Annotated in this window: 6 protein-coding genes; 3 read left to right on the forward strand and 3 right to left on the reverse strand. The window is 58.0% G+C overall.

The annotated features are described in order from the left end of the window. From JOY90_RS16300 to JOY90_RS40160, 3 genes are all read left to right on the forward strand, one after another. A partial coding sequence (locus tag JOY90_RS16300) for an IclR family transcriptional regulator (protein WP_291692147.1) occupies positions 1 to 803 on the forward strand: 803 nt, incomplete at its 5' end. A 627-nt stretch (positions 804 to 1430) separates the two neighbouring features. After that, positions 1431 to 1637 carry a hypothetical protein gene (locus JOY90_RS16305; RefSeq protein ID WP_291692148.1) on the forward strand — a complete coding sequence of 69 codons (207 nt, stop codon included), beginning with the start codon at positions 1431 to 1433 and terminating at the stop codon, positions 1635 to 1637. A gap of 129 nt (positions 1638 to 1766) precedes the next feature. Then, positions 1767 to 2000, forward strand: coding sequence for a hypothetical protein (locus JOY90_RS40160; RefSeq protein ID WP_367276945.1), 234 nt, complete (start codon positions 1767 to 1769; stop codon positions 1998 to 2000). 900 nt (positions 2001 to 2900) lie between these two features. Here JOY90_RS40160 and JOY90_RS16315 read toward each other — a convergent pair. The 3 genes from JOY90_RS16315 to JOY90_RS16325 all read right to left on the reverse strand — a co-directional run. Then, positions 2901 to 3341, reverse strand: a complete 441-nt coding sequence (locus JOY90_RS16315) for a hypothetical protein (protein ID WP_291692150.1) — start codon at positions 3339 to 3341, stop codon at positions 2901 to 2903. Beyond that, positions 3338 to 3847: a hypothetical protein gene (locus JOY90_RS16320; protein ID WP_291692151.1), complete on the reverse strand. Its 510-nt coding sequence runs from the start codon at positions 3845 to 3847 to the stop codon at positions 3338 to 3340. Before JOY90_RS16320 ends, JOY90_RS16315 begins: the two co-directional genes overlap by 4 nt. Positions 3848 to 4354: 507 nt before the next feature. After that, on the reverse strand, positions 4355 to 5134 hold a 780-nt coding region (locus tag JOY90_RS16325), incomplete at its 5' end, for a cellulase family glycosylhydrolase (RefSeq protein WP_291692152.1).

The following is a 5134-nucleotide window of genomic DNA, read 5'->3' on the forward strand; positions in this document are numbered from 1 at the left end:
TAAGAATCATGAAAAAGCACGCTGTTGTCCGCCGCAGCTCTCCGGCTCCCGAGAAGAACCAGATCCAGGTCATCTCGCGGGCGGCTGCTATCCTTCGGGTTGTTGAAGAGGAGGCCACGGGTCTTAGCCTCGGTCAGATTGCCGGCCGAGTGGGCCTTGCCCGCTCGACCGTGCAGCGCATCGTCAACGCGCTGGAAGGCGAGGGTCTGCTGTTTGTGGCCGGCGCTGCCGGCAAGGTGGTTCTTGGCCCGGCGCTGCTCCGCCTCGCGCGCACCACCGGCCCCGATTTTGCTGAGATCGCGCGGCCCCAGCTCACCAAGCTGTCCGGCGATCTGCAGGAAACTGTCGACCTCGCCGCCATTCGCAAGGACCGGGCCACCTTCATCGACCAGGTCATCGGACCGCAGCGGCTCAGGGCCGTCTCGGCGATTGGCGAATCCTTTCCGCTCTATTGCACGGCCAATGGAAAGGCCTATCTGGCGACCCTGGATGACGAGCAGATCGAACGCCTGCTCGGCCGCTCATTCGAGCGGCGGACCCCGAGCACGATCACGAATTTGAATGATCTTCTGTTCGAATTGAACGACGTGCGTGCGCGGGGATTTGCTCTCGATCGAGAAGAACACACCCTTGGGATTTGCGCTGCCGGTGTGGCTTTGCCAGATCACTTGGGCAACCCTCATGCGATCTCGATTCCGGTACCAACGGCAAGATTTGTCGACGAAGAAGCCAGCATCACCAAGCATCTCTTAAAAACAAAGGCTACGCTGTCCAAGCTTGTGGAAGCGAAAGGACGCCGTTAGTTCAGCGATCGTCGAATAGAGGAAGACCTTGAAGCACCTTCCAAGGCGTGTCACGCTCATCAATAAGGGCGATGATTGATCGTACAAAAGCCCTGCCCATGGTCTCCCAAAGAGAGCGTAAGGCTGGTGATGACGGCATTTGGAGCGTATCCGTCCAGTGCCTATCCATGGCGGACTTGAAGTCCAGCGGCGGCGCGAGAGCGTATTGCTCGTGCAAACCGATAACGGTTGTCATGAGTTGTAACTTTGAGGATTTGTAATGATGGTGGTGATGGCCCATCGTACTCCGTGAGGAGGCGGAACGGCCTCGAGGGCTCAATGCACCCCTTAGCTATTCTATTTTCTCTTTAGAAGTTTCAGGGGTGTGTTTCTGGCTTGGGAGCGCCAGTTCGTAAGTGCCCTCAGGAGCCCTTCCTCCATAGGCGTCCAGCAAAAGCGCTAAAGCGCTGGCAACGCTTCGAGAACGGGTCTTTCGGGTCTAGGCAAGCCCGTTCAGAGCTGCCTTTTCCCGAACTGCGGATTGGGACCAAGTAGGTCGCGAGGGGCGAGCCAACCCCGTTCCTGCAATTCGTCATTGCCGGACAGAACGTCCCCGTTCTCCACCGCAAAGCCAAGCACATAGAAGCCTTGGCGAAAGCGGACGAAGCAGCCGAACACTTCAGTCACATTCACATCGAACTTGTACTCGAAGGTCTTGCCTGTGTCCCATCGACCTTGCACAAGCTTATTGTGCCGACCCATGAGATTGATGAGTTCGAGTGGGACGCCATGATGTTTGGCGCCGCGCTGCTGCTCCGGCCGCGAGGCCTGTTCGGTCGTGGAAGCAACGCATGAGCTGGCTTCGGTCGCGCATCGATCGGCAGATCACGGTCAGCATCTTGATCATCGTGGCAGGCAACGGCCGCAGTGCTGCAATTCTCGGGCCCCTACGCGATCTCCATTGCGGTCGCCTTGCTGACCTGGATGTATCTGTGCGTCGCCTGGAATATCATTGGCGGGCTTGTCGGCCAGGTCTCGTTCGGGCACGCGGCGTTTTTCGGCATTGGCGGTTACGTCTCGACTTATCTTGCCACGACTTACGGCATCAGCCCGAGGGTCGGCATGCTCGTGGGCGCAACACTTGCCGCTGCGGCGGCGAGCGCCGTCGGATATCTGCCGTTCCGCTGGAATCTTAGCCCGCTGGTATTCGCCTGCTGACGCTGGCGTTTTCCTATGTGCTCGAATTCGGCGTCGGGGGCATAAAGGCGCTCGGCGGCACAAACGGCCTTTATGCCAAGGCGGTCGGTTCGACGGTGTGGGATATGCGATTTGGCGAAGGCTTTGCTGCAAATCGGCAGGGCGCGGTCCTCCCGTTCCGCCTCGCCAGTTGATATCGACTGCAAAAAGGCGAGCTTCTGCCCGCTGGCGGCCGAGAAAGCCTGCATCCACACTGAATATTCATTTTGCCAATTTGACTGGCTGGTGATGGCCGGAAAGGGCTCGATGTCGCCGATCACTACGTTTGGAAAGACCTTCTGATACTCACGCAAGATCGCGGCGGCACGCTCGGCAACATTTTCAATTGAGCTGTGACACGCATCCCGACCGCTATAGTAGCGGCCGTAATAGAGCGGCTCATCCATCGCGACGATGTCGATCTGACCACCTGCCGCCTTGATCTTCTCAGCGACTTTTCTCGCTCCGGGAGGATCGTAATAGCTTTCCACGCCATGGCCGCATTCGGGCTCATGAACCCAACTCTGGGCGAGGCTCTCCATCGCGAAGCTGATGTGCTTTTGCTTCAGTTTGACAAACATCTTGGCGAGCACATCGTCGGGGACCTGCATGATGCCCGCTGCAGCGACCACCTGAACGTGATTCATGAAATCCGGCCACGGCGCGTTCGGATCGTCGAACAACTTTCTCCAGCCCTGCGGGCCATCGACGCCCCCTGGCATGTTGTAATTCGTCATGTTGAACCAGATTTGCTGAGCCATCGCCGGACCGCCGGCGATGGGCGAAAGGAGCGCCAGAAGACAGACGATGATCAGCAAGGAAGTCCGTAACATCGGTAATTTTTGGATCCCCTTCTTCATTACAGCATGGTCTCCATCATTGTCAGAGTCCTCTCAGTTCTCTGTTACGGCGGTGTAGATCGTGCGTGATGAAGCAATTGCGGGCAGACGGGTGATATGTGGCATTATAGTAATGCAGCACGCCGGTAAACGAATTGGGGTCCGACTGCGGAAGGTCGTTTGCGGGATGCGGCGTCCAGTTCGCGATGACGACGAAATCAAACGGCGCATGGAGGCCAGCCACGGATGCCATGTTCTTTTTATAGTCCGCCACGGCTTCCGCATCGGACTTGCCGGCACCGTCGAGAACAATGCCCACCCGAATCCCGGCCTGGTGCGCGACGCGGATGCCCGGAATGACGACCTCTGACCAGGACGGGCGCCAGTCCAGGTCGTACACGATGGCGTCGAGCGGATGTCCCGTAGCGCGTCGATAGGCTTCGAGCCACTTCGGGAAGTCCGCGTTCCATTGCGCCGCGGTCATGCTTTGCGCGCTTCGAAGTCGACGATGCGCACGTCCGGATAGTATTGCCGGATCTCGGCGAGGGCGGCGGCGACCCTTCGCGCGACCTCGTCGATCGAATAGCCGCAGGCATTCTTCTTGTTGTAGTAGTGGCCGAAGATCAGCGGCTCATCCATCGTCACGTACCGGATGTCCATCCCGAGCTCCTTCAGACGCTTGAACTGTATGGCGTTGCGTCCGGGCCGGACCATCCCCTCCACGCCGTAGCCGCACTCGCCCGGAACCGGGTTGGCGTTGTCCACCTGCATTGCGCCGACGTCCACGGCAAGCGCGATATGCCGCTCCTTCAGGAATGCGTTGATGCGGGTCAACTCGTCGGCGGGGCCGATCGTGGAGCCCATCTTCGGCGATATCTTGAACACGTCGATCTTCGGGTCCCACGCGGGGTTGGGATCGAACAGCTGCGGAAAGTCGTGGTTAAAGGTGCGGGCCCCTCGATCCATATTGTCGGGCGGCGCGAACCACACCTGCTGCGCCGCCGCGGGGCTGGCGGCGAATGCAAGGCGAAGGATCGCAAGACAGACGACAATCGGCGAGCATCGCCGAACCATCAAGAACAACTTTTTCATGTGTAGTCAGGAGCTCCTGGCATCAGTGCCGGTTGCAGCAAGGGAATTGACCTTATTTAATACGACTCGAGCCGGGCAATCTAAGATTGCAGTTGCGCCTCCGGCGTGAGCGCCAAGAGCAGAAGCACACGGGCCATGGAACACCTTGTCCTGAGCAGGAAATCACTCGCACTTCCGAGGCGCGCCGCGCGGGGCAAAATGGCTGACGGACGAGAGTGCCGTGCATGACAGAATGGCGAAGCTGCGACGGATAAGCTTTGCAGCAGACATCATTCCTCCTAGTTTAGTTAAGCGGGTAGTTAGTAAACAGCTTGCCGCCGCCGGTGTCGTCCCGAGTCTCGGACCAGTCCGTGAAAGTCGAATACTTTTCTGCTTCCGAATGCTGCCAGCTTGTCTTTCGCCTATTCAATCGATTCCGAACGCGCCGAGAGCGCTTTCCACCGGCCGCCAGAGCCCGTGTTCGTCGAGGGACACCACCAAAAATGAATCGGCTGCCGCGGGATTGATGCTTGCCGACCATACGGCACAAGGCCAGCCGCGCGCCTGGATCGCCTTGCGGATATTCTGAAGCGCGGCGCTCCGGTTAGGATGGTTCCAGTGAACACCATATTCCTGAAAATAGATAACTGGGATCTTCAGATGGTTTTGCAGACCAGCAACCTTGTTCATCATGCTATCAAGCTGCGGGCGTTGAAGGGGATCGATTTTCCAGATCCCTTCATCGCCTTGACTGGGATAGTAATGCAATCGTAGCAGCGTGTTTTTATCGGCCGGCCACCAATCCATATGCAAAGCGGTGGCCACTCCATCCCAATCAGGCGTGCCAAATCCCAGCGTATGCCGCGGGAAATAATGGCGCATACGCGGGTAGAGAACATCTTTGAAATAGGGTTTGTAGAGCTTCCATTTTTCCGCAGGACTCACCTTTCCTCGCGGCCAGACAGGCTCGTTTTCGTCATTGATCAGCACCCGTGCCGGGTCCCAATTGAGACCAGCGAAAAAGTCCCATTCCTGCTCACGCATGGGCTGAACGTTGGACTGGCCAAACTTGATGAACAGATCGTACCAATTGTCATGCCAGCCGCCGTGATCGAAGACGAACCCTTGGCTTAGCCATTGCGAGACCCGCTTCACGTACTGGTCGATGGGTGTGCGGAGGGTTTTTCCCGCCCGATAAAAATTCAA

Origin of the sequence: Bradyrhizobium sp., assembly GCF_019242285.1 — a bacterium.
GTDB lineage: Bacteria > Pseudomonadota > Alphaproteobacteria > Rhizobiales > Xanthobacteraceae > Bradyrhizobium.

Excerpts from the sequence above, each read along its gene's own strand:
- JOY90_RS40160 (WP_367276945.1), top strand. The coding sequence starts at position 1,767 with ATGTATCTGTGCGTCGCCTGGAATATCATTGGCGGGCTTGTCGGCCAG.
- JOY90_RS16315 (WP_291692150.1), bottom strand. The coding sequence starts at position 3,341 with ATGACCGCGGCGCAATGGAACGCGGACTTCCCGAAGTGGCTCGAAGCC.